The sequence below is a fragment of the uncultured Thermanaerothrix sp. genome (assembly GCF_938028735.1).
Classification (GTDB): domain Bacteria; phylum Chloroflexota; class Anaerolineae; order Anaerolineales; family Anaerolineaceae; genus Thermanaerothrix.
On sequence record NZ_CALIMF010000028.1, the window covers coordinates 1 to 20,930 of the forward strand.

General features: G+C 57.1%; 19 protein-coding genes and 1 riboswitch. Of the genes, 6 read left to right on the top strand and 13 right to left on the bottom strand.

What is annotated here, in order from left to right; all coding sequences use genetic code 11:
• The coding region (locus tag Q0721_RS11140; RefSeq protein WP_299029843.1) for a hypothetical protein at positions 1 to 1,348 on the top strand (1,348 nt) is incomplete at its 5' end.
• A gap of 178 nt (positions 1,349 to 1,526) precedes the next feature.
• Here the strand turns inward: Q0721_RS11140 and Q0721_RS11145 are convergent.
• Positions 1,527 to 2,117, bottom strand: a complete 591-nt coding sequence (locus tag Q0721_RS11145) for a class I SAM-dependent methyltransferase (protein ID WP_299029846.1) — start codon at positions 2,115 to 2,117, stop codon at positions 1,527 to 1,529.
• A 138-nt stretch (positions 2,118 to 2,255) separates the two neighbouring features.
• Here Q0721_RS11145 and Q0721_RS11150 point away from each other — a divergent pair, with 138 nt between their 5' ends.
• Complete coding sequence (locus Q0721_RS11150; RefSeq protein WP_299029849.1) at positions 2,256 to 3,926, top strand: CapA family protein; 1,671 nt, start codon at positions 2,256 to 2,258, stop codon at positions 3,924 to 3,926.
• A 14-nt stretch (positions 3,927 to 3,940) separates the two neighbouring features.
• Here Q0721_RS11150 and Q0721_RS11155 read toward each other — a convergent pair whose 3' ends face one another.
• Positions 3,941 to 5,248, bottom strand: coding sequence for a hypothetical protein (locus tag Q0721_RS11155; protein ID WP_299029852.1), 1,308 nt, complete (start codon positions 5,246 to 5,248; stop codon positions 3,941 to 3,943).
• 145 nt (positions 5,249 to 5,393) lie between these two features.
• Between Q0721_RS11155 and Q0721_RS11160 the strand changes: the two genes are divergently transcribed.
• Genes Q0721_RS11160 through Q0721_RS11170 form a run of 3 tightly spaced genes read left to right on the top strand, consistent with a single transcriptional unit; the run spans position 5,394 to position 8,781 of the window.
• Positions 5,394 to 7,631: an ATP-binding protein gene (locus tag Q0721_RS11160; protein WP_299029855.1), complete on the top strand. Its 2,238-nt coding sequence runs from the start codon at positions 5,394 to 5,396 to the stop codon at positions 7,629 to 7,631.
• Positions 7,621 to 8,316 carry a response regulator transcription factor gene (locus Q0721_RS11165; protein WP_299029858.1) on the top strand — a complete coding sequence of 232 codons (696 nt, stop codon included), beginning with the start codon at positions 7,621 to 7,623 and terminating at the stop codon, positions 8,314 to 8,316. Before Q0721_RS11160 ends, Q0721_RS11165 begins: the two co-directional genes overlap by 11 nt.
• 6 nt (positions 8,317 to 8,322) lie before the next feature.
• Positions 8,323 to 8,781, top strand: coding sequence for a HEAT repeat domain-containing protein (locus Q0721_RS11170; protein ID WP_299029861.1), 459 nt, complete (start codon positions 8,323 to 8,325; stop codon positions 8,779 to 8,781).
• Here the strand turns inward: Q0721_RS11170 and Q0721_RS11175 are convergent.
• The 3 genes from Q0721_RS11175 to Q0721_RS11185 are packed head-to-tail and all read right to left on the bottom strand — an operon-like array spanning position 8,713 to position 10,403.
• Positions 8,713 to 9,459 (bottom strand): DUF6062 family protein, encoded by a 747-nt coding sequence (locus Q0721_RS11175; RefSeq protein WP_299029864.1) that lies wholly within the window; start codon positions 9,457 to 9,459, stop codon positions 8,713 to 8,715. The genes Q0721_RS11170 and Q0721_RS11175 overlap by 69 nt on opposite strands.
• Before the next feature lie 7 nt (positions 9,460 to 9,466).
• The gene (locus tag Q0721_RS11180) at positions 9,467 to 9,916 is read right to left on the bottom strand and encodes a hypothetical protein (protein ID WP_299029867.1); all 450 of its coding nucleotides are present in this window, start codon (positions 9,914 to 9,916) and stop codon (positions 9,467 to 9,469) included.
• Complete coding sequence (locus Q0721_RS11185) at positions 9,909 to 10,403, bottom strand: hypothetical protein (protein WP_299029870.1); 495 nt, start codon at positions 10,401 to 10,403, stop codon at positions 9,909 to 9,911. Before Q0721_RS11185 ends, Q0721_RS11180 begins: the two co-directional genes overlap by 8 nt.
• A gap of 37 nt (positions 10,404 to 10,440) precedes the next feature.
• Positions 10,441 to 10,509, bottom strand: a riboswitch (Fluoride riboswitch).
• A gap of 122 nt (positions 10,510 to 10,631) precedes the next feature.
• Here Q0721_RS11185 and Q0721_RS11190 point away from each other — a divergent pair.
• Positions 10,632 to 12,653, top strand: a complete 2,022-nt coding sequence (locus Q0721_RS11190; protein ID WP_299029873.1) for a UvrD-helicase domain-containing protein — start codon at positions 10,632 to 10,634, stop codon at positions 12,651 to 12,653.
• An 8-nt stretch (positions 12,654 to 12,661) separates the two neighbouring features.
• On the opposite strand, the gene csx15 is transcribed toward Q0721_RS11190, so the two are convergent.
• From csx15 to Q0721_RS11230, 8 genes are read right to left on the bottom strand one after another with little or no spacing between them, the layout of a single operon-like run.
• Positions 12,662 to 13,048: a CRISPR-associated protein Csx15 gene (gene csx15, locus Q0721_RS11195; protein ID WP_299029877.1), complete on the bottom strand. Its 387-nt coding sequence runs from the start codon at positions 13,046 to 13,048 to the stop codon at positions 12,662 to 12,664.
• Entirely contained in the window at positions 13,045 to 13,980 is a 936-nt protein-coding gene (locus Q0721_RS11200; RefSeq protein ID WP_299029879.1) for a DUF1887 family CARF protein, read from the bottom strand. The genes csx15 and Q0721_RS11200 overlap by 4 nt, the downstream gene beginning before the upstream one ends.
• A gap of 32 nt (positions 13,981 to 14,012) precedes the next feature.
• Positions 14,013 to 15,263: a TIGR02221 family CRISPR-associated protein gene (csx2, locus tag Q0721_RS11205; protein ID WP_299029881.1), complete on the bottom strand. Its 1,251-nt coding sequence runs from the start codon at positions 15,261 to 15,263 to the stop codon at positions 14,013 to 14,015.
• 15 nt (positions 15,264 to 15,278) lie between these two features.
• Entirely contained in the window at positions 15,279 to 16,400 is a 1,122-nt protein-coding gene (gene csm5 / locus Q0721_RS11210; RefSeq protein ID WP_299029883.1) for a type III-A CRISPR-associated RAMP protein Csm5, read from the bottom strand.
• A 9-nt stretch (positions 16,401 to 16,409) separates the two neighbouring features.
• Complete coding sequence (gene csm4, locus Q0721_RS11215) at positions 16,410 to 17,561, bottom strand: type III-A CRISPR-associated RAMP protein Csm4 (RefSeq protein WP_299029884.1); 1,152 nt, start codon at positions 17,559 to 17,561, stop codon at positions 16,410 to 16,412.
• 16 nt (positions 17,562 to 17,577) lie between these two features.
• Positions 17,578 to 18,384 carry a type III-A CRISPR-associated RAMP protein Csm3 gene (csm3, locus tag Q0721_RS11220; RefSeq protein WP_299029887.1) on the bottom strand — a complete coding sequence of 269 codons (807 nt, stop codon included), beginning with the start codon at positions 18,382 to 18,384 and terminating at the stop codon, positions 17,578 to 17,580.
• An 18-nt stretch (positions 18,385 to 18,402) separates the two neighbouring features.
• A complete protein-coding gene (gene csm2 / locus Q0721_RS11225; protein ID WP_299029889.1) occupies positions 18,403 to 18,813 on the bottom strand; it encodes a type III-A CRISPR-associated protein Csm2 in 411 nt (136 codons plus the stop codon).
• A 16-nt stretch (positions 18,814 to 18,829) separates the two neighbouring features.
• Complete coding sequence (locus Q0721_RS11230; RefSeq protein WP_299029892.1) at positions 18,830 to 20,899, bottom strand: NACHT domain-containing protein; 2,070 nt, start codon at positions 20,897 to 20,899, stop codon at positions 18,830 to 18,832.
• Positions 20,900 to 20,930 lie beyond the last annotated feature (31 nt).

The following is a 20,930-nucleotide window of genomic DNA, read 5'->3' on the forward strand; positions in this document are numbered from 1 at the left end:
GACCATCACCAATCACAGCGGTCACATCGGTACACCCTTTGGGCCTTCTCCGGATAGCGACAGCTTCAAACTTCCTTCCCCCACCGTTGTTAACGCCTCCATCCACGTGGATGACACCAACGGCGGATCGTGGCAGTTTGACGATTCGGGCTCGACGTCTTATACCAAGACCTTCACCTGCGACGCAGATAAGGGAAAGTATGGGAACACTGCCACTATCCGCGAGACCGGGCAGTCCGCCTCAGCCGAGGTGCAGATCAATTGCTACGCTCTCGAAGTGACCAAGACCGCCAGCCCATCCTTCACCCGCACCTATAACTGGACGATTGACAAGTGGGCGGATGTTTCAGAATTAACCCTCTCTACCGGGCAAACCTATAGCCCCGTCAACTATTCGGTTAAAGTGGCGGTCTCCGGTTATACCGATAGTGCCTGGGCAGTTAGCGGGACGATCTCAGTGTACAATCCCGCACCGATGGCAGCAGAAATCAACGAGGTGAGCGATATGGTCTCGCCGGATATTTCAGCCACGGTGGATTGTGGAGTGACATTCCCTTATACTTTGGATACGGGCAGCAAGCTGACTTGCACCTACAGCGCGAACCTGCCGGATGATTCTGGTCGCACCAACACCGCCACTGCCCTCCTGCAAAACTATACCTATGACAAGGATGGTAAAGCGGAAAAAGGCGGCACAACCGCTTTCAGTGGAACAGCAGAGGTGAATTTCGCCTCAGCCACCATGACCGAAAAGGACACCTGCGTCGAAGTGTATGATGGGGCAACCTATCTGGGCCAGGTGTGCAACACTGCTTCTTATACATTCACATATGATCGCGCAATCGGGCCATACAATACCTGCGGCGAATACCAGGTCTTGAATACTGCCTATTTTGTGACCAATGATCTGGGCATCAGCGGGCAGGATTCCTGGACCATCTACGTGATGGTGCCGTGCGGTGGCTGTACCCTGACCCAGGGTTACTGGAAGACTCACTCTTCCTACGGGCCGGCGCCTTACGATGACACCTGGGCAATGATTGGTGAGAACACCAAGTTCTTCCTGATCAACCAAACCTACTATCAAGTCATGTGGACCAGCCCCATCGGCGGTAATGCCTATTACATCTTGGCACACCAGTACATTGCAGCCAGACTAAATATCTACAACGGCGCCTGGGCACCCTCCTCGGTCAATGACGCTATTGCATGGGCAGAAAGCTTCTTTAACACCTATAAACCCGCTGATAAGCTGAGTAAGACCGTGCGGGCTGAGGCGATTTACTATGCAGGCATTCTGGCTAAGTACAACGAGGGCTACATTGGCCCCGGCCACTGCTCGGAGTAATCCCTGCCCCCAAACAAAACCAGCCTGATCAAGACCATCCCGGCGGGGTTCTCCTCTTCCCCGCCGGGATGCTTTGCAAAAGCCCAGGCCCCGCTATTCGCATTGTCCCCAAATGGCCCACCCCCCGCAACGCCACCACCCACCACCGAACCTCCCTATCCGGCGCCGTGACCCCACTTTATACGCGGCGGCACAGCAATAACCCGCGGTCCAGCGGTAGCACCAGCGCATCCACCCGCGGGTCAGCCAAGGCGTTATCCACAAACGGTTGCAGTACCTCGCGGTGGCTGATCACGTTATCGGCGATTAGCCACCCCCCGCGCACCATTCGCGGGACCACCGCTTCGTAGCAGGCGGGGTAAAGCTCTTTTTCCGCATCCAGAAAGCAAAAGGCAATTTTATCCAGCCTCGGTAGGTGCACCAGCGCGTCGCCTTCAACAAGGGTCACCACCTCCTCAACGTGAGCGCGCCGGAAGGTTTCGCGTGCCAGGCGCCCTTTTTGAGGATCAATCTCCAACGTGAGCACCTTCCGCTGTTGCGAACGTGCCCCCAGCGTAATCCACAGCGTTGAGTAGCCACCACTGGTGCCGATTTCGACGTAAATGCCCGCCGGCGCTGCCGCCGCCATCAGCGCCAGAAAGCGCCCGGTATCGGGGGCGATCTGACGCAGGCGTTGAGCTGCCGGCAAGCCGGCCTCGCGTTCATAAGCATCGCGCGCCTCTAATTCCTGCATGCGTGCCAGCATCTCCGGTCCAATGGTGTGGAACATGTCTGTTGACCTCCGCTTAGGCTTCATTTTACTCCCTCTCGCCAGGGCGTGCAGTCCTCACTCGCCCCCCAAGGGCGGGGGTATAATCGAGGCGATGGCCGCCCTGATCATCCCATCTCGTTCACTTCGAGGCTTGGAATGCGCATTCTTCGTCAAGGTTGGCTTCTAATCGGTCTGCTCTGGCTGGTGGCGTGTCAGATCCCTCGTGTGCCAAATCCTGCCGCAGTGCCAACTGCCACCCTCACCCCTTTCCTCCCTCTACCCTCGGCTGCACCTAGCCCCAGCCCCTCAGCGCGCTCCACACTCACCCTCTGGGTGGATCCGGCCCTTCCCACCGCCTTGCGCGCCCAGGTTAGCCTCCCGCCGGGGTGGGAATTCACTCCCCACCTGGAATCGGCTACCCTGCGCCTGACCTTAGCACGAGCCGAGACCCCCCTGGGGTACTGGGTCTATGCACTGGTTGGGCGCTTTCCCACCCTGCGGGATGCGCTCAGCGCTGCCGAATTGCGCCAATTATGGCAAGGTAACGCCAGCACGGGCGCAGGGTTGTGGATGGATGCAGATACGCTGAATACTCTGCGCGCCGTTTGGGGCACTCCCGCTCCCGGAGCGGTGCAGGTGGTCAGCCCCGAACAGCTCACTGAAACACTATGGGCCAACCCCGAGGCGCTGGGCATCGTGCCTTTTGAGCGCTTGGAACCACGCCTCAAGGTATTGATGGTAGAGGGACAGTCCCCCCTGCATAAAGCGTTTGATCCAGCCCGTTACCCCCTGGCGGTGCCCTATGCCCTGCGGGGCACCCCCGCGGCCCAAACTGCCTTTCAGCAGGCGACCCAGCGCGCTGGCCTGGGAGCCCCGCTCCTCACGGGCAACCGCGATCCCAACCGCCTGACCATGGTCGCCGTGACCGGGGTGACCGCCATCGTGCGCGCCACCGCCTGGATGCTGGATCTGCGGGGTATAGATTACGCCATCGCGGAGATCGCCCCCTGGTTGCGCGAAGCCGACATTACCCATATCAACAACGAAGTGGCTTTCCGCGAAAACTGCCCCCACACCAACGACGGCCTGAACGCCCAAGGGGTGATCGTCTTCCCTTGCAGTGATAGCCGCTACCTGGCTGTTCTGGAAGCCCTGGGCACCGACGTGGTCGAGATGACCGGTGATCATTTCATTGACGCCCGCCCCGAGGACGTGCTCTATACCCTGGAGCAGTACCACCAACGCGGCTGGCAGACCTACGGGGGCGGTGCCACGCTGGAAGAGGGCTACCGGCCTGCCCGGTTCGAGCACAACGGCAACCGGATCGCCTTCACTGGATGCAACGCCAAAGGCCCTGGATATGCTCAGGCCTCGGCCACCCGACCCGGCGCCGTCTTGTGCGACTTCGACCGCCTGACTGCCGACATCGCGACCTTGCGCGCGCAGGGCTACCTGCCCATTGTCACGTTCTCGCACATCGAATACGAAACCTTCGCCGCCAATCCCCTGGCGGTACAGGATTTCCGGCGCGTAGCCCAGGCCGGCGCCGTGATCGTCTCCGGCAGTCAGGGGCATTTGCCCCAAGCCATGGAGTTCTACGGCACGGCGTTCCTGCATTACGGCCTGGGTAACCTGCTTTTCGATCAGTGGAGCCTAGGGGCGCCCTTCGACCAGGCTTTCATTGACCGTCACATCTTCTACGCAGGGCGCTACGTGAGTACCGAATTGCTGACCCTGCGCTTTGTGGATTTCGCCCGCTCGCGCTCGATGACTCCTGAGGAACGCCACGACTTGCTCCAGACGGTGTTCAGCGCCAGTGGGTGGTAGCAAGGGCACCGCTTTTACTCACCCAGTTCCTTGCGCAGGATGTCTGCCGTCAGATGCATCAGGCGAATGACCTCACGCAGCACGGCCTCCTTTTGCTCCACCTGCGCGCGCAGATCCTGGGCTTCGCGCTCGAGGGCTTGCCAACGCCGCGCCTGCTCACGGCTCTGCCGCCAGTAGGTAAGGCTCACCTCACGCCACAGTGCCGATTCATCAGCCGGGGTGGGCAGGGCCTCCAGATTCAGCGCCCAGTTCTCCCGTCGGCCCAAATCGGCCAGAACCGTGCGCAGTTCTCCCCAGTCCGCCGGGGCGAAGAAGCGGGCACGCGGGACGATCTGACTCAAGCGCTCCATTACCTCGTCCACCGTGGTATCCTGCCAGCCTGTGTAACGCGCCATTAAGCGGTGCAGGAAAAGGTAAGTGCCCTCCACGCCCAGCAGGGCGGTTTTCACCATCGCCGAAGAGGTCAGGCCCACATAAGCCCGCGGCAGGGGTGTCTCCACTTCAGGTCCCATTTGCCCCAAGAGTACCAGTGCCTCCCAGGGGCGATCGGCCCCCGGAAAATTATTACCCGCATCTCTGAGTAACGGATTGACCCAAGCCGGATGATTCTTGATCGCCAGGCCCACCGGTTGGAAAACCGCGCAGATGGCGCTATCCAACCAGGCATCTATCTCCGGCGGGAGCACTTCCAGCAGGGGAAAATACTGGCGGAAGAGCACAGCCTCGGCCTTGAGCACCATCGTTGGCGAGAGATCAAAAAGGCGTCGAAAACGCGCCCCCCATTCAGCCTCCGCCCGGCAGGCTGCCACAAAGGCCGGCAGGTCAATCTGGCGCACCGGGCAATCAGGGGGCTCGAGCAACAGCGCGGGTTCCAGCAACCAGATTTCGCTGATCGCCTCGAAGGAGAAATCTTGCGCCAGGAAAGCACCATCGTGTTTGTGCGCCAACCAGTCGGAAAACCGGCGCCGCGGGCTGTAGGTGAGCAGCCCTTCATCGGTCAGGATGACCGGCACCCCCGCCGCATGACTCCGTGCCATCAGGGTGTTAAAATGCGGAAATCCCCAGGTGAAGGTATGCAATGCCGAGGCCCGTATCAGCAGGTCAGACCATAAAGGTTCATAAGTCGCCGCGGGTGCCTCGGGCTCGATCAGGATGACCTCATCCCAAATGCCGCTGGCACGCGCACGCTCTAGATAGGGACGAGTGCGATTCGTGGCATAAAGCAGAAGGATCTTAGGACTTTTGGCATAGGTCGTTGTGGCCAAGATAGACGCCATCAGCAGGTGATATTCAGTGCCACACGCGAACAAAACAGATTGCATTCCAGACCTCACGCGCAAGGATTGCCTTAACTCTAATCCAAAGGGGGCCGGATGGCAATCGCCGACCGTCACAGAATCCCGTGCTTTTCAGGCAGGCATTTGCATCCTGGCAGCCCTTGTTCTACAATTAGGACAAATGCAATCCATGGCAGTAAAGCAACCCACACTAACCTCTCCTTCGGCCTGGCTGAGGCCTCGTGAATGGGCGGGGGGTGGAGTATTGTTGCTATCCCTCCACCTGGCCTGGTTGATCTGGGGGCGCGAAGACGTCTGGGAGCGCCTTTGGCTGAGCAGTCTAGTCACCCTTATTCCGGCCCTGCTGGTGCTCTGGCTGGTCTGGCAGGGTGCCTCAAACAGAACGACGGCCTGGCGCTGGCTGGCACTGGGGCTAACAGTGCGCCTGATGGGGGATGGGGGGCGTTGGGTCATGGCCATTTTGCACCCTGCGCCTACCCTCCTCATCCCGGGCGTAGGGATCTGCTACGGGCTTGCGGCCCTCCTCACGGCGTGGGGATTGTGGCAATATACTCACCCCCTCCGCACGGACACCTCACGCATGCGTCTGGGTGTAGATGTCATTCTCACCTCTACCGCCGCGCTGACTCTGCTTTGGCTGCTGATCTTGCGCCCCGGCTTGAATTCTTCCATTGGCGAAGCAACTTTCTCCATGTGGCTGGGTTTGCAAATGGGCTGGCTGCCGGTGCTGGTTGTGCTTAACCGCTTCCTGCTGGCTGAGGTGAGCCGCTTTCCACCGGTGCTGGGGGGATGGGGAGCGGGTTGGTTAATCCTGACGCTGAGCGATCAGGCGTACTTCGGCCTGTGGAGCCAGCAGGCTTATCTCCTAGGCAACCCTCTTGATGTCGTCTGGAACCTCGGGATAATCACCCTGGGAGTAGCGGCGTTGGTGGCTGGGCAACCCCTTACTTCCCGGCGCCTTCTTTCACGCTGGCAACGCGGCTGGCGCTACGCTAGCAGCCGCCTGCAAAACCTGTTGCCCCTGCTTCTCACCCTGCTCCTTGGTTGGACAGTGCTGATCGGGTATCAAATTCAGGGGCACGTGGACCGACTTGGTCTGTGGGTAACCCTCTGGCTCACCCTGGGGCTGATTGCCCGCCAGGGTCTGCTCATCGGGGAGACTGAGTTCCGCCAGTATGCGGGTCTGGTTTACAGCATTGCCGAGCCGGCCTTTATTTGCGACCGTCGCGGGATGCTCCGCCTGGTTAACCCCGCTTTCTGCCAAGCCGTTGGGGTAGAGCACGAACAGGACCTGCTGGGCACGCCACTCCTCGAGTGGTTTACCCCTACCACACCCCTGACCGCCTGGGTGCACACCACCCTGAATGAAGATAACGATGATGAAATGACCTGGGCAGGGGAAACCCAGCTATTGGCCCGGGATGGACGCCAGATCCCGGTTTTCCTCTCCCTGCGGCGCCTGCTCCCCACCGAACGCGAACGGCTGGCGCTGGCCGGCACCGCCCACGACCTCAGCCTGCAAAAGGCTCAGCAGGCAGCCCTGCAGGCGGCTTTGGAGCAAATCGAGGCCGACCGCGCCCAGTTGGAACGTCTCAACGCCGACCTGGAGCGCCGAGTGGCTGAGAAAACCGCTGATCTCAGCGCCGCCTATGCCCGTTTGGAGGCGCAAAACCGGGCCCTCCGGGAACTCGATCGCCTCAAATCCGAATTTGTTTCCCTGGTCTCTCACGAATTGCGCGCTCCTCTGACCAACATCAAGGGCGGGCTGGAACTGGTACTGAGCAAGCCCGCCCGCCTGCCGGTTACTACCCGCGAGCATCTCCTGCTGGTACAAGGCGAGATCGAGCGCTTAAGTCGCTTTGTGGAGACCATTCTGGACCTCTCGGCGCTCGAAGCTGGGCGACTCCCGCTTTACCCAGCTCCCCTCGACCTGCAAGGCGTGGTGCAGCGCTTGCAACGTCAACTGGCACATCACCCGCAAGTGCAGCGTTTGGTCTGGCAGATTCCCCTCAATCTGCCCCCCGTGCTGGCCGACGAACAAGCGCTTGGCAGCATTCTCTTTCACCTGATTGACAATGCCCTCAAATACGCCCCACAAGGGGAGGTACGGGTCGAGGCCCAAGCGCAGAGCGGTCAAATGTGCCTGCAGGTGCTGGATGAAGGCCCCGGCCTCGCAGAAGATACCCTCTCACTGCTCTTTCAACCCTTCTACCGCGCTGCCGCCAGCGATGCGCAGGAAACCTATGGGCACGGTCTGGGGCTGTACATCGTGCGCCGTCTGGTCGAGGCCATGGGAGGGCAGGTGCAGGCCAGCAACCGCCCCCAAGGAGGCGCTTGTTTCCGGTGCACCTTACCGCTCGCCGAGATCGAACCCCTCCCATTGGAGGACGCCAAAGATGAAGCCTAAACTCCTGGTGGTGGACGACGATCCGACATTGTTGCGTTTTCTGCGCGATTATCTTCAGGACGAAGGGTACACCGTCCTCACTGCCACCGGCGGCGCCGAGGCGCTGCGCGTGGCCTATCGCGAACACCCGCACCTGGTACTCCTGGATGTAATGATGCCCGGCATGGATGGCTGGCAGGTCACCGCCCGCCTGCGCGAACTCTCGGACGTGCCGATCATCCTGCTGACCGCCAAGAATACTGAGGCTGATAAACTACGCGGTTTCCGCCTTGGCGTGGATGATTACATCACCAAGCCATTCAGTTTTGCCGAACTCAAAGCGCGCATCCAGGCGGTACTCAACCGTGCTCGGCGCTCCCCGGCCACTGAAACCCCACGTCTGCGCCTCGGTGAACTCGAAATCGATTTTGACCGGCGCGAAGTACGGCGCCAGCAGCAAATCATCCCCCTCACCCCCACGGAGTTCCGCCTGTTGGAGGTTCTGGTGCGAGCGCAGGGACGCGCGGTTGCCGAAGAGGAACTCTTGCGCGAGGTCTGGGGCACCCACCGCACCGAGGATACAGCGCTGATTCGGCGTTACATCTGGTTGCTACGCAAGAAGATTGAACCCAAGCCAGATACGCCGCGTTACATCCTTACTGTGCGCGGCTACGGCTATCGCCTGGAAGAGGGAGAAACCGCCTAAACCCCTATGCTTACCTACTACTGCCCCCATTGCTGGCACACGCTCGATGCGGGGGTCACAGTTTGCCCGGCGTGCGGCTACGACCTGACAGAATTTGAGCGCCTGCCCTATTCTCAGAAACTGATTCACGCGCTCCATCACCCCATCCCTGAGCGGCGGGTCATCGCTGCCCAGATCTTGGGGGAACTGGGCGCACGCGAAGCCCTGCCCGCCTTTGAGGCACTGCTGGATGAGTTGCGGGGCGAAGCCTACGATTACTACCTACTGCGCGCCGTGTTGGAAGCCATCGCCCGCATCCCCGATCCGCGGCGGGTGATCCTGCTCCGCCGTGCCACCTATCACCCGGCCGATTTGATCGCCCGTTTGGCGCGGGATTTGCTGGCCCAGGTAGAGGCCTCAGAAGGGCTCGATGCGCCGCACCAGCCGCTCGGCGGAGTAGCCGGTAAAGAAGACCAAAACGCGTAGCCAGGCCACGCGTTCTTCTTCGCTCATGGCCTCGTCGCGATAAGCCCAGTTTTGCTTACGAATGTATTCACGCATGTGGGCGGCAAGGGTTTCTAGGCGGCGGGCTGTCTCCTCGCGCAGGAAGCGCGTTGCCTCAGGGAAGCGCTGGGTGTGCAGGTGCAACGCCTGACGCAAGTGCGGCAGACACACCCCATCGGCTCGGAGGTAGAGAGGCCGCGCATGCTCGGCGTGCAAGGTCAGGTCTTCCAGCAGTGTAATGAGAGCGTTGGCCTGCACCTCTTCCACCACCCGACATAAGGGGCAGGTCGGTGCGTCTGGAGGCGTGGTAGGACGCCGCCGGAAGCGCTCCAGCCAGCCCCACACGCCGCGGGGGGCAGATTGCAGGCTACCCCCTTTTTGCAAATCGCGCATGGCCTGGCGGGCTAAAGATTCGTAAATCAGGTTCACGCCTAGCAGTACCCCGCTGCTCTCCATCTCTGTGGTCACCAGCAGGCGCGTATGCTCGGGGCAGAAGCCATAGGCTTCTTGCAGGGGGCGGCGCGATTCGGGGTCGTTGACGTTTTCCCATAAGAAACCATCCACACTACGTCGCGCCGCTTCGTCGCCCAACCGGCAGATAGGACAACCGGGTTTTTGGAGCGCTTCTTCCAGGTGAACCAGAGTCAGGGCAAACGGCATGGCATCCTCACTTTCCCTTGTCGTTTTCTACTCGTGCTCGCAACGCTGCGATTTCACGGCGCAGAGCCTCATTCTCGGCCTTCAGTTTCTCCGCGTACTCATTCAGGATAACATTTTGGGTACGAATGGCCCCACTGGTGAGATGCCAATGTTTGTTTTCGGTCTCCACTTCGAACAAGCGAAAACGGGTGTTGGCCAGCTTGCCCTCCACCAAGGTCAAGCGTTCTAAAAGTTGGCGCATTGCTTCTGCTTCGCTCAGTTGGCCGCTCGCAATCTGGCGCAGTACCGCCTGACCTTGGGCGTAACCCAGGCCAGCGCCGAGTAGCAGACGATACCCTTCAGCGGGCTGCCAACCTTCGGCTTGGAGGACGGCTACGATCTCAGCCGCGGTCTCACTATCCACCTCGATAGTTAGCCGCACCTTGCCGTCTTCGGTTAGCGTCATTCCCTCAAGCATGGTTGTCTCCCTCCATGCCGGTCGCCGAACGTCCAGGGTCGCGGGAAGGTACTGGCGCTGGGCTTTCTTCTCCGAACAGACGACTCAGGCGCAGTGCCAGATCTGCCAGGTGTTCAAAGGCGCTACCAAAGGTTTCCGGCAGGTGGGGATCAACCGCACCATAGCCCCTTAGGCGTTGTGGGTGGGTATCCACCAGCTCAGCCCAGCACTGGCTGAAGTGCCCGCTTAGCAAGCGGTTGACGCTTTCCCCGCGCGGGCGTAGCCCCAGCGCTACGCTCATGGTAGCGAGTTCCTCGCGGGCTGCCTGGATCAAACAGCGTACCTCGGCCTCGCGTTCGGGCGTCAGGTGCAATTGGTAGCGGTAGAGCGTCCCCATTTCTACGCGTTTTTCTAGCCAGCCTTCGGCCAGGGCAAGGGTCTCTTCAAAGGATTGCAGGCTGGCGTGGATAAAATTGCGTTGAGCCGTGTTGATCCAATTCCCATTCATGGTTGTACCTCTTATAACACAAAAGCCTCTGTCTAGATAACCGACAGAGGCTATCAGCCCTAACGGGCGGTTTGAATAACTGGTGAGCCTCATCACCGTAAGGGAAGCCAAACCATCCATTGGGCGGGTCAAGGCCTTCCCTGCGTTTGAATTATACCCGTTTAATGACGTCCTGTGAGTTAGGCTATAATTTAATCTACCTTCTTTACCCTCACGGAGGGGGGTAGCATGGCAGAGGTGATTGGCTATTTGCGCGAAGACGCCACTCACGGCGAAAAGGAAACGCTCAAGTGGCTGCGCAGCCTGCCCAAAGAATATACCATCTATATCGAACCGCCCATCCGCAAAAAGCGTGAGATCCGCTATCCCGATTTCGTCATCCTGACCAATTATGGGTATGTGGTGTTGGAAGTCAAGGATTGGGTGAGCATTGTGCGCGCCACGCCGCATGAAGCCGTCATTCGCACCCGTAACGGCCAGGAACGTAGCGAGCCCAACCCGGTAACGCTAACGCGCGAGTACGCGTTGGCCCTGCATCAGTTGATCTGCGAAGGGCTGCGTGAGGAGGGATTGCCAAATATCCCGTATTCCTACGCCGTTGTCTTGATCAACCAGCCCGCTTCTGTCATCTCACGCTTGCGCCGCACCTGGGGAAATGACTTTGTCTTAGGGCGAGACGATCTGAAAAACGCCGACGTTCTGCTCAATCGCCTGAAGAACCTGTTCCCTGCCGAGCGCCTGCGCCCGCTGACCCGCGCAGAGATCGATCGTGTACGGCGGGCGATCAATCCGGTGGTGGAATTTGAGACCCCCGATCATGGAATTGTGCTCCTGGATCACGAGCAAGAGCGCCTTGTCACCGAGCCGCCGCGCGAACCTGAAGCCCCGCCCACGCCGGTCGAGACAGCGGTGCAAGCCGCGCTGTTTGCGTCGGCAGTTGCGGCAGAAGATCTCCCGCCCGAAGGTCACCGCCTCAGCCAGAGTTTTGCCATTCGCCTGGTGCGTGGCTTCTCGGGTAGCGGCAAGACGCTGGTGCTGATTCAACGGGCGCGTTACCTGCGCGCTGCCCATCCGGAATGGACGATGGCGGTGCTGACTTACAATAAGCCCCTGCAAGAGCGACTGCAGGCCGAACTGCGCGGACTTAACATTGACGTCCACACTTTTCACAGTCTGTGTTTTCGCCTCTGCGGCTACCCCGCTGAAGACACCCTGCAGAGTTATTTTCTGGATGACTGGCTCAAAGCCCAGTCGGCGGAGGGAGGAGTGGTCACAGGTCTGACATCGGCGTTGGTCAAGAATGAGATCAACTGGCTGCGCGATATGGGAATCACGCAGCTGGAGGATTACTTGAAGATTGAACGGCACGGCATAGGCACCGCTCAGCGCTTGAACCAAGACCAGCGCCGCCGCCTGTTTGCCCTCTATGAGGATTACCGCCGCTTTTTACGTGAGAAAGGGTGGCTGGATTATGAAGAATTGGCGCTCCAGGTGCTGGAACAGTTGGAACATGGGCAACTGCCCGATGCGCCGCGCTTTGATGCCATTCTGGTGGATGAAGCCCAGGATTGGGCACCGGTGTGGATTCGGGTGATCACCCATTTGCTCAAGCCGGAGGGGATGCTCTTCCTCACCGATGACCCCTCGCAAAGTATCTACCGCTATTTCTCCTGGAAGGAGAAAGGAATTCACGTGGTAGGTCGCACGCGCTGGCTGCGTGTTCCCTATCGCAATACGTGGGAGATTTATCAGGCAGCGTATCAGATCATCGCCGATGCGCCGGAGATTCAACAGCAATTGCTGGAGCAAGGCGAACCAGTGCTGCCCGAGATCTCCAAATCCCAGATGCGCCACGGGCCGCGCCCACTGTTGCGCCGGTTTGCCACTCTGGCCGCAGAGGTAGATTTCCTACGTGAGCAAATTGAGGTATTGCGCCGTGAGGGCTTGCGCGATGAGCAAATTGCAGTGTTGGTGCGTAATCGCAGTGACGTCCAAACGTTCAGCGAGGCCCTGCGCGGCTTTGGTGGCCTGGTGGATACCCTGCACCGCCTTAAAGGGCTGGAGATGGAGGCTGTTTTCATCCCCAGCGTCCAAAAGACCTTTGCTAAAGGGGAGGATGACCCTGACGAGCGCCGCTTGATCTACATGGGTATGACGCGGGCGCGCTCGAAATTATTTTTGAGTTGCAGCGGGCGCTTACCTCGAATTTACGAGCAGTTGATTCGGACCGGCTGGTTGGAGGCCTTCTGACCCAACGTCTAGGTGGAATAACGCCGGGCGCGCGCGGCCTCGCGCACGGCATTGAGGTTGAGGATCTCGGCCACCTCGTAGCGTGGGGGGACGGTATTGAGCGGGCGCAGGCGGATGATAGGAGGAAAGTACCCCATCCGTCCGTGCAGTTCGGCCAGCAGCAGCGCAGTGATGAAATTGAGGGAAGGCGGATTGACCAGAATGGAGGCGGTCTGCCAGGTTTCTGCATCCAGCGGGATCTGCGCCATCAGGGCTTCCAGTTGCGGCAAGAACGGCGCGGCGTTGTCAAAGTGCACGGCCAGGTTGATGACCTGATCAATGGTTTCGCCAGTCAGGGTTTCAATCTGGCTGCGCTGCTCGGCGGTGAGGGGATGGGCGAAATTAAGGATGATCATACATCAATGATACCTCCATGTCGTTGAGATAGACCCAGCAAACGGGAAAATTCGTTTACCACTTGGTTCAGGTCGGCGGCGGGCACGAGGGCGATGTCATCCAGGCGGGCGCGGCGGAGGATGCCCGGGCGTGGTTCGGTATCGCGGTAGATAAGCGCTTTGCGGGCGTAGATTCCGGCCACCTCACGGCGTGAGAGCGCACTGAGTTCGTAGAGGTGGGCAGAAAGGATTTTACCGGTTTTGCACGAACCCACCGCCAGCAGGCCGTTGTAGGTGACCACAATATCCAGTTCGTTGTCAATATAGTGCCCATTGCTCCCGCGCTTACGGATATAAACGTTGCGTTGCACATCGTCGAAGCGCTGGCTCTCCACTAAGGCCTGGTAGACATCCTCTTCCAGCGCGTGGCCGGGGGTGGGGGGTGGTGTTTTGATGTTGTGCCAGGCGCCGATGGGTTTGCCCAGGCTCACCTCCAACCCATGTGCGCGCAGGTAAATTTCACCCCCTACCCGCACGCGGATTTTCTCACGTTTCACCTCATTGCCTGGGGGCGTGTAGTGGATGATCTGGCCGATCTCGGTGCTGACGTAGAGCCAGGGCACGCCGAGGGCCTGCGCCGCTTGCTGGGCAGCCAGGCTCATGATCTTGGTGCCGCCGGTGGGGTTGAGGTACAGTGGGGGACCTGCCTGCTCGAGCGCCTGGATGAGCGCCGCGCGCGTCTGAGCCAGGTCGTAGGGCTCAACCACCAGTGGGGGCAACACCTGCAGGTGGCGCAACGCGGGGTCATGGGTGATGGTGGATTTGAGCACCTCCACCAACGGCCGGGTGCGTGGCGTGACCACAAACGTGACCTGGCGGTAGATCTGCGGCGCCTGCCACAATGGGATCAGGTTGGGGATGGGCTGCTCGCCGAGGAGGGTGAAGAGGTGCATGGTTAAGCCTCAGGAGGACTTAGGCGTTAGAATTATATTTGTGCCAACAGATGACTGAGTTGCTCAAGAACATCACGCGCCTTCTGCTCGATCTTGCGCAGTTTCATAGCCCCCGCTTGATGTTCGGCGTGATTTAACTGATTGCGCACCTGACTGAGTTCAGAGTACAATTCAGCAATGCTCTCCCAATTGGCCCACTGGTCATAGATTTGGCGGCCATAAAAGTTCAGATCATCCGGGGCAAGGATTTGGGCATCGGATGACTCGTCAAGGTCCCGATCATTGGCATTATTTTGTCTCTTCTGATTGACCCATAATTGAGCCAAACCGGACACTGCTCGCTCCATCGTTCTGCGCTCTCTTAGTGTCAAATTAACCTCATTTTTCAGTTTGTAGTTGACAAAGTCTATAAGGAATTCACGCGCCAAGGTAAGCGCTTGAATCAATTGTCCATGTTCACGATACCATTCAATCAACGCCCACTCGCGTCGCAGAAAATTTGGCGGATTAGCGGTTGGGTTCTTTAACCCAAACTGGTTAAACGTCTTTAATACGAGGTTGCTCAGCACGGTGAAAGGACGTGACGTGGTGGAGAAGGAGCCGGCAGCTTGCTGCAGGGCTGGGCCCAATTCAGTGGCTTTTTCCATCAGGGTCAGTGGCTGGCACAACAGCGCGGCCTGCGAAACAATCTTCAGGGCTTTGGCGGCCTCCTTTTGTTGTTTGACCTCTTCAAGCAGAGCGGCCAAGCGGTAGGCACTGCCGGTTTGGATAAACTGATCGGTGGCGTTGATCCATTCCAACATTGAGGCGAATTTGGAAAGGTCAATCACCGGTGCTCCTACGATTTGACCTCTTTCATCGCTTTTGCCCAACTCGAACGCGCCATAGAGAATTGCGCGGATCTTGACCCGTTTGGCAGATCGGAGATAGGCCGCAAATAAGAAGACCAGGAAGGGGATGGAACGCAATCCGTGCGTAATATCAAAGGTGACTTCCTCGCCCTCCTCTACGTTTTGGATAACCGCATCAAAGATTTGCCAAATTTCTGACTCATCCTTGCCAGTAGGGATGGGCACTTCTTGGATCCTGGGGTCATTGTATGCTTGAAGAATAGGCCAGGATGTCTTCTTCGCCTCCTCGGTGGTAAAAACCAACATACGGTTGAAATCCCAGAACTTGAGCATCGCCTCGGCGAATACCTGCCCTGGGTAGTATTTCCCTTGATACTCATATTGTGTTTCTCTTGGTTTCACACCCAGAAACGTGATCACCGTATGTGCCATATGCGCCTCCCTAAGTCACTTCACTTTCTCCATTTCAACCAGCAGCCAGCCCAGGGGAAGGGCGGGTTGCTCGCCCACCACCTGCCCCGAAGGATTGCGTTGGTAGGTTATGATTACACGGCGGCTTTTAGGAAAGGGATCGCCTGGTTGGCGTTTCCCACGGGCCAGGCTATATTGCCGGATCAACCGTTCCATAAACTGTCCATCGTGGCTCAAGCGCGTGCCAAAGGTCTTATCCTCCCAGCCGGTGCCCCAGCCGAGTTGAAGCAGGAAAGCGTCTGCAGGTACCTGGCTCTTCTCCAGTTGTGCGTAGAACTGGTGCAAACGTGTGCCATTGGGAATCTTGGCAAACCAGGCTTTTTCACGTCGTATGCGCTCCAGGCTATGCGCTTGCACCACCTGTGCCAAGTTGCGTAACCACTGCTCGCCATTGAGGGTAAGCTTGTGGCGGCGTGCCCAATCCGAGAACAGCACCAGATCCAATTTGAGCGTGGCTTCAAAAGTAGTATCAGCACGAACGGCCTCGACTTCAATCGGGGACCCTAGGCTACCCCCGCGGTTGAGGACGCGCACGTTGGCCAAGATGAGGCGATCATTCACTGGCAGGGGCTGGGAGTCGGAAATGATCAAAGCACGCAGTAGATCATGATTTGGGTCAGGACCAAAGAGATCACGCTCATAGTTCTGCGCGGCAAAGCGACGATCCCGCCCTAACCGCCCTATATCCGGGCGCAGTTGACGTTCTCCCCACGCATACCAGGCCAGGGCCGTGCGCAGAGCGCCCTTAAGCGAAGTGCCAGGCAGGTAGAGACGGTCAAAGGCGTCTTTGAGGTGCTCGCGCACGACTGCACCCTCAGCCCGCGACCTTGGCAACCCACGAATCACGTAGCGGAAGTAAGGGCTCTGGGGAACGAAGTCAGTTTCCTCAAGCAGGTGTGCCGGTGGGGTTTGAGCCAATTTTGATGCTATTTGGGGGTCTTCAACATTTTGCGCCTCCAGCACAGCCGCCTCGTTGAGCCGCCAAGTGGCGTTTTTATGGAGGGCGTAATCATACTCATGCATAAGTTCCCGCCCATTGCCAATGTGCAATGGAGTGAGCAAGGAAATTTTAAGACGATAAAGTGCATAATCGGCCATGCGCACCTCCTAAGCCTGCTTCGTCCCTGGCCAGCCGATAGCCAGAGCAAGGCCATAACGATAGACCGGGTGGGGGAAGGTCTGGCTGTTGTACTCTGGACGCACGTCGGGCAGATCCCCTAGCACTGGCCGGTCTGTCCACAGGATCAGGCTACCTTCACCAATTAGCCAGATCCGCTTGCGCCGCTGCGCCGCTTGCCCCACGCTATGCAACCAACCGCTCACCGCCACCAAGGCATACGCCGAATCAGCAGGTTGTAAACTGGCGGCGACCTCTTCTGGCCCACGGGGGTGATAGCGGCTGAGCAGTAACCCACGTTGCCCGGCTTGAGGATAGGCTAAAGTGATCTCTTCCGTTCGGGTTACCTCAAATGCGCCGTAACCGCTGGTGCGTTCGCCCCCCAAACCCTGCTGTTCCAGGGTTTTAAGCCCGTGTTCAAAGCCTGCTTTGAAACTAAGGTTAGGGCGAATTTCCTCCTCCGGCCGCAGCCATTCCACCCCGAACCATAGCCCAGCCCCGGGAGCAAAGACGATCCGCGCAGAATGATAAATGGTCGAACCCTGGTGGATGCGGTTTACCGTCACGCGCGGAACCTCCTGCTCCTGCCAAATAGACATGAAACGCAAGGCGCGCAGTGACCGCTTGACCCCATTCTTCAGGTTGCGCAGGCTCCCGGGCAGTTGCTCCACCTCGTCCTTCAGGAGCCATAGGGTTCCCCCTTGCAAGGCCACCCCTCGATCGGGTTCTTCATTCTCATCGGGAGGGAAAAGATAGGTATCCAGGTTTTCACCGGCTTGGGCTTTGTGCACCAGACCCTCAGAAAGGTAACGAATGCGCTTGAGATTTTTGCCGTAACGGGCGTCTCGCAGCGTTTGAGGCAAGAACAGGCTACTTAAATCCACCGGCATGGGGTAAAAACGCACCCCTCCAACAAAAGGGAAACCCGACGTGAGCCGAAACGGTGGGTTGGGTGGCTCTTGAGTGAAAGGCTTGAGCCAAACCTCTATATTTTCACCCAGATGACGCCAGGTGTGTACCAGAGCGGCAAAGAGGGTATCGGCAGGCAGATGGCTCAGGGTCTCTCCTAGGCTTTCGGCACCCTGGCCAATGTGTAGCCCGCTTTTGAAGGATAGATGGTAAGCCGTCAGGCGCGGCATCATGCCCTCCCCCGGGGTGTTAGCCCACATACCGGCGAATCTGGTTTTGTAACGTCTCTAAGCCCTTGACCAAGGCCTCAAGATGATCATAACTCCCCAGAGTTTGCTTTTCTTCGGCGTACTTTTCGCCGACGCGCAGGGTCACGGTAATGTCTTGCAATTTGACCTTGCCTGAGCCGCGCGAGCCCAGCCCGCCCAAGTAGTCGTCCTCAAGCAACTGCAAGCCTTCCACCAAGGTGCGCAGGCGCTCGATATCATTTCCCACATTGCAGCCATCGCCATCATAGAGGCTATAGACCAGTTCTGCGGGTCCGAAGACAGTACCCGCTGGGACGCGTTCCATCTGGCGCGGGTTGGCGGCGGAGGTAACGCGGTCAATCGAGACCTCGGTCTTGACTTCGGTGTAGGGTAAGTCAGTACGCCCACTGACTTCTAAGGCTTGGGCGCTGTCATCGGTCATCATCACATCCCGCACCACCAAGCGAGTAGGGGTGGCAAAGCCGCGTTCACCAGGCACCCCGAACACCTGACACACATCGCATTGGGGATACTCCTTCTCGTCGTCGCAGGAGTGAATGTAGCCTTGCCCAATGCGCTGGTTCTGGCGTAGCCCCTTGTATTTCTCCAATAAACTACGCACCTTGCCCTTGAGCGAAGAGCCGGGGATATAGGGGCGGTTGGTCAGCGGATCGCGAATGACGGTCTTATCCACGCCTCCGATCTCAATCCCGCTTTCGGTTCCGCCAATGTGTAGGCCGGTAACGGCCTTGATGTTGAAGGTGATAAACACACGCCCTTTGAGTTGGATTCGCTGATTATTGGCCATGACACCCTCCTTACAGAATTAGTTACCGCCGTAAGCTTTGTGGTAGGCCAGGATGGCCTCGAAGAACTGTACGAAATGATTGAAACGTTTTTCTTGTTCTTTATCATCCTTGACTTCGATGACCAGATCCAGCGCTGGTTGAAGGACATTCACCAACTCCTCCACGGCTTTACCACGTTCTTTGCGCGCGCGATAAGCCATTTTGGGCTTGAGCAAGACCAGCCGACGGCGCGCATTTTTGCCCTGGTCACCCCCTAGGCTCCACTGGGCTTGGATCTGGCGCACTTCGCCGAAGAGCGCACGGATCTGGCTGGTGGTCAAGCCATTTTCTTTCAGTTGCCTCCCTAACTGGTCCGCAACCCTAACCAGGGTCTCGGCCCCTTCGGGGTCAACAATGATGGTTTTGAGATCATTCGATTCGACAGGCATGGGTAACCTCCTTTTCTTAGCAGCTAAAAGTTGGATCGGGATCTTTAACAACCAATTCAGCAAGGAGTTCGCGAACTCTTTCTCTAAACTCTGGGCTACATTTACAAATCTGACGTCGAACTTTTTGATCAACATTGTTTTCTATGACATAAGGTTTGACAAAACTTGCCGCAAAATAGGTCTTTGTTAACTCGTTGTAAAACCTAACCCAACCGGACTCATTTTCAACAAGCACCCCACCCATGTTTAGGATCCACTCCAGCCCTTTTTGTGTACAGAACTTCTGCGCATCTTGCCAGGGGCAAGCCTCAGAGTGTCCATCAAGGCTTAGGGCTAATTCGCCCACATTTGTAAAGTGCTTTCTAAGGTCACGCTCTTTTCCTACCCGACGATTTATTTCTCGGTTCCACAACCTTTGATAAATCCTATCTATCAGGACCGCTCTTCGTGGCAAAGAGTATGCAAGATACTCTCTTTCCATATCATCGTCTTTAGACCCTATGGAAGAAGGCTCTTCGCTTATTGGGACTTGATCTTCACTTTCCAGGATCATGTCTTCAAGCTTTACTTTTAGGTCAGGCCGAATAGAAGACAGCGAGCTGATTCGTTCTTTGTGCCCCATCCTGCTGGATAAATTTTCGTCCGATTCTGCCCTAATCGGTTCTGAGGCCTCTGCTGTGATAGGTCCGTTAAACTCAAGAGGAGGCACAGGGACACCCAATATTTCTTCAATGGCGGCCTCTAGATATACTGGTAAGGTGCACAATCCCTCTAAATCCGGATCGGAACGTAAATAGCGGATAATGTCTTCAACATTCTCTGGCTTAAGATCAATTGAACTTGCAGCTAAGCACTTGGCAATATAACTTTCGACTTGCTTCGGGTTGAATCCCTTAATTCGGATAATCTTACCGGGGTCCGATTCGCCTAGCAAACCTGCAAAACCCGGTCGTGTAGTGAGGACTACTTTTACCCTGGGAAATCGTTCTAAGAATCCTCGCAAGCCTCTAATAAACTGTTCAATTTTCCTGACTTCGTAAATCTCATCTAAACCATCTAGGCAGAAAAGCCATTTTAAGTCATTATATTCAAACAAGTGTTCTGGATTTGATGGACGTTTTTCCCAGAAATTTCCTTTCGAATTTATATTGTCTAATAGTTGCGTAGCAAGATCGTTTTGATTTCCAATATGATCACGTTGACCAAGCCTGAAATAGACAGGGATCCAATTAACTGGGGGTGAATATTCTTCGCGACGAATAATTTCATCTATCGCCGCTAGATTGTTTTCAGCTTGTTGTCTTATCCAGCGCTTAAGAAACAACGTTTTACCACTGCCCGCCACGCCTTCTATAATTAGCCATCGCGTGTTTGAGTCATTGAGAAATTTTTTAACTTCCTCTTCAAGGAGGGATCCAGACTCTGTCCATACCTCGATATACCGACTCTCAATATAGGAGTTGAGGTTTAATTCATCAATACACCCATTCATGTAATCGCGCCAACAGCGGGGTAGCAAATATGGTACTTGCGCGTATGAATAGCAGTACGGGGCCTGTTCGGGAGAAATTTCTCGTAATGTCACTTCTTGCTTGCTTTCTCCCATCCGAATCCAGCACTGTTCAGGTTGAAGTGAGCCCCCAGGATAGCCAAAATTCTGTTTCACTCTGAAAGGCTCGCTTGGAATAGGCGCAATTTGAAAGTAACCTAGCGCTTTCTTCTCTTCCGTTCTGCAAAATTTAAACTCCCAACGGGGATGCAATGGAGTAATATACTTTCTTATCAAATTGCTAACCCTGTTGCGTATTTTTTCTGCGATGTGGTAATCCTCCAAGCCTTGCAACCCAAGGAGCTTAATCATTTCATCAATCCCAACAATTTCTCCCTTGTCATTGATGCCTAACAGAAGATAAGCAGGTTTTCCGAAAAGTCGTGCAGTATTAGCCAGCGCAATGAAGTCGCGTAGGAATTCCGCTTGTCCCTCGCGATCCCCAAGATTGATCCATGACTTGCGATCTCTTAAGGGGGTCTCTTCATAATGTTCAGGCCGAGTGAACAATTCTAAGCAAAAATCCTCGCCACTCATGAGTATCTGCCCACTCCATGAACTCTCCTTA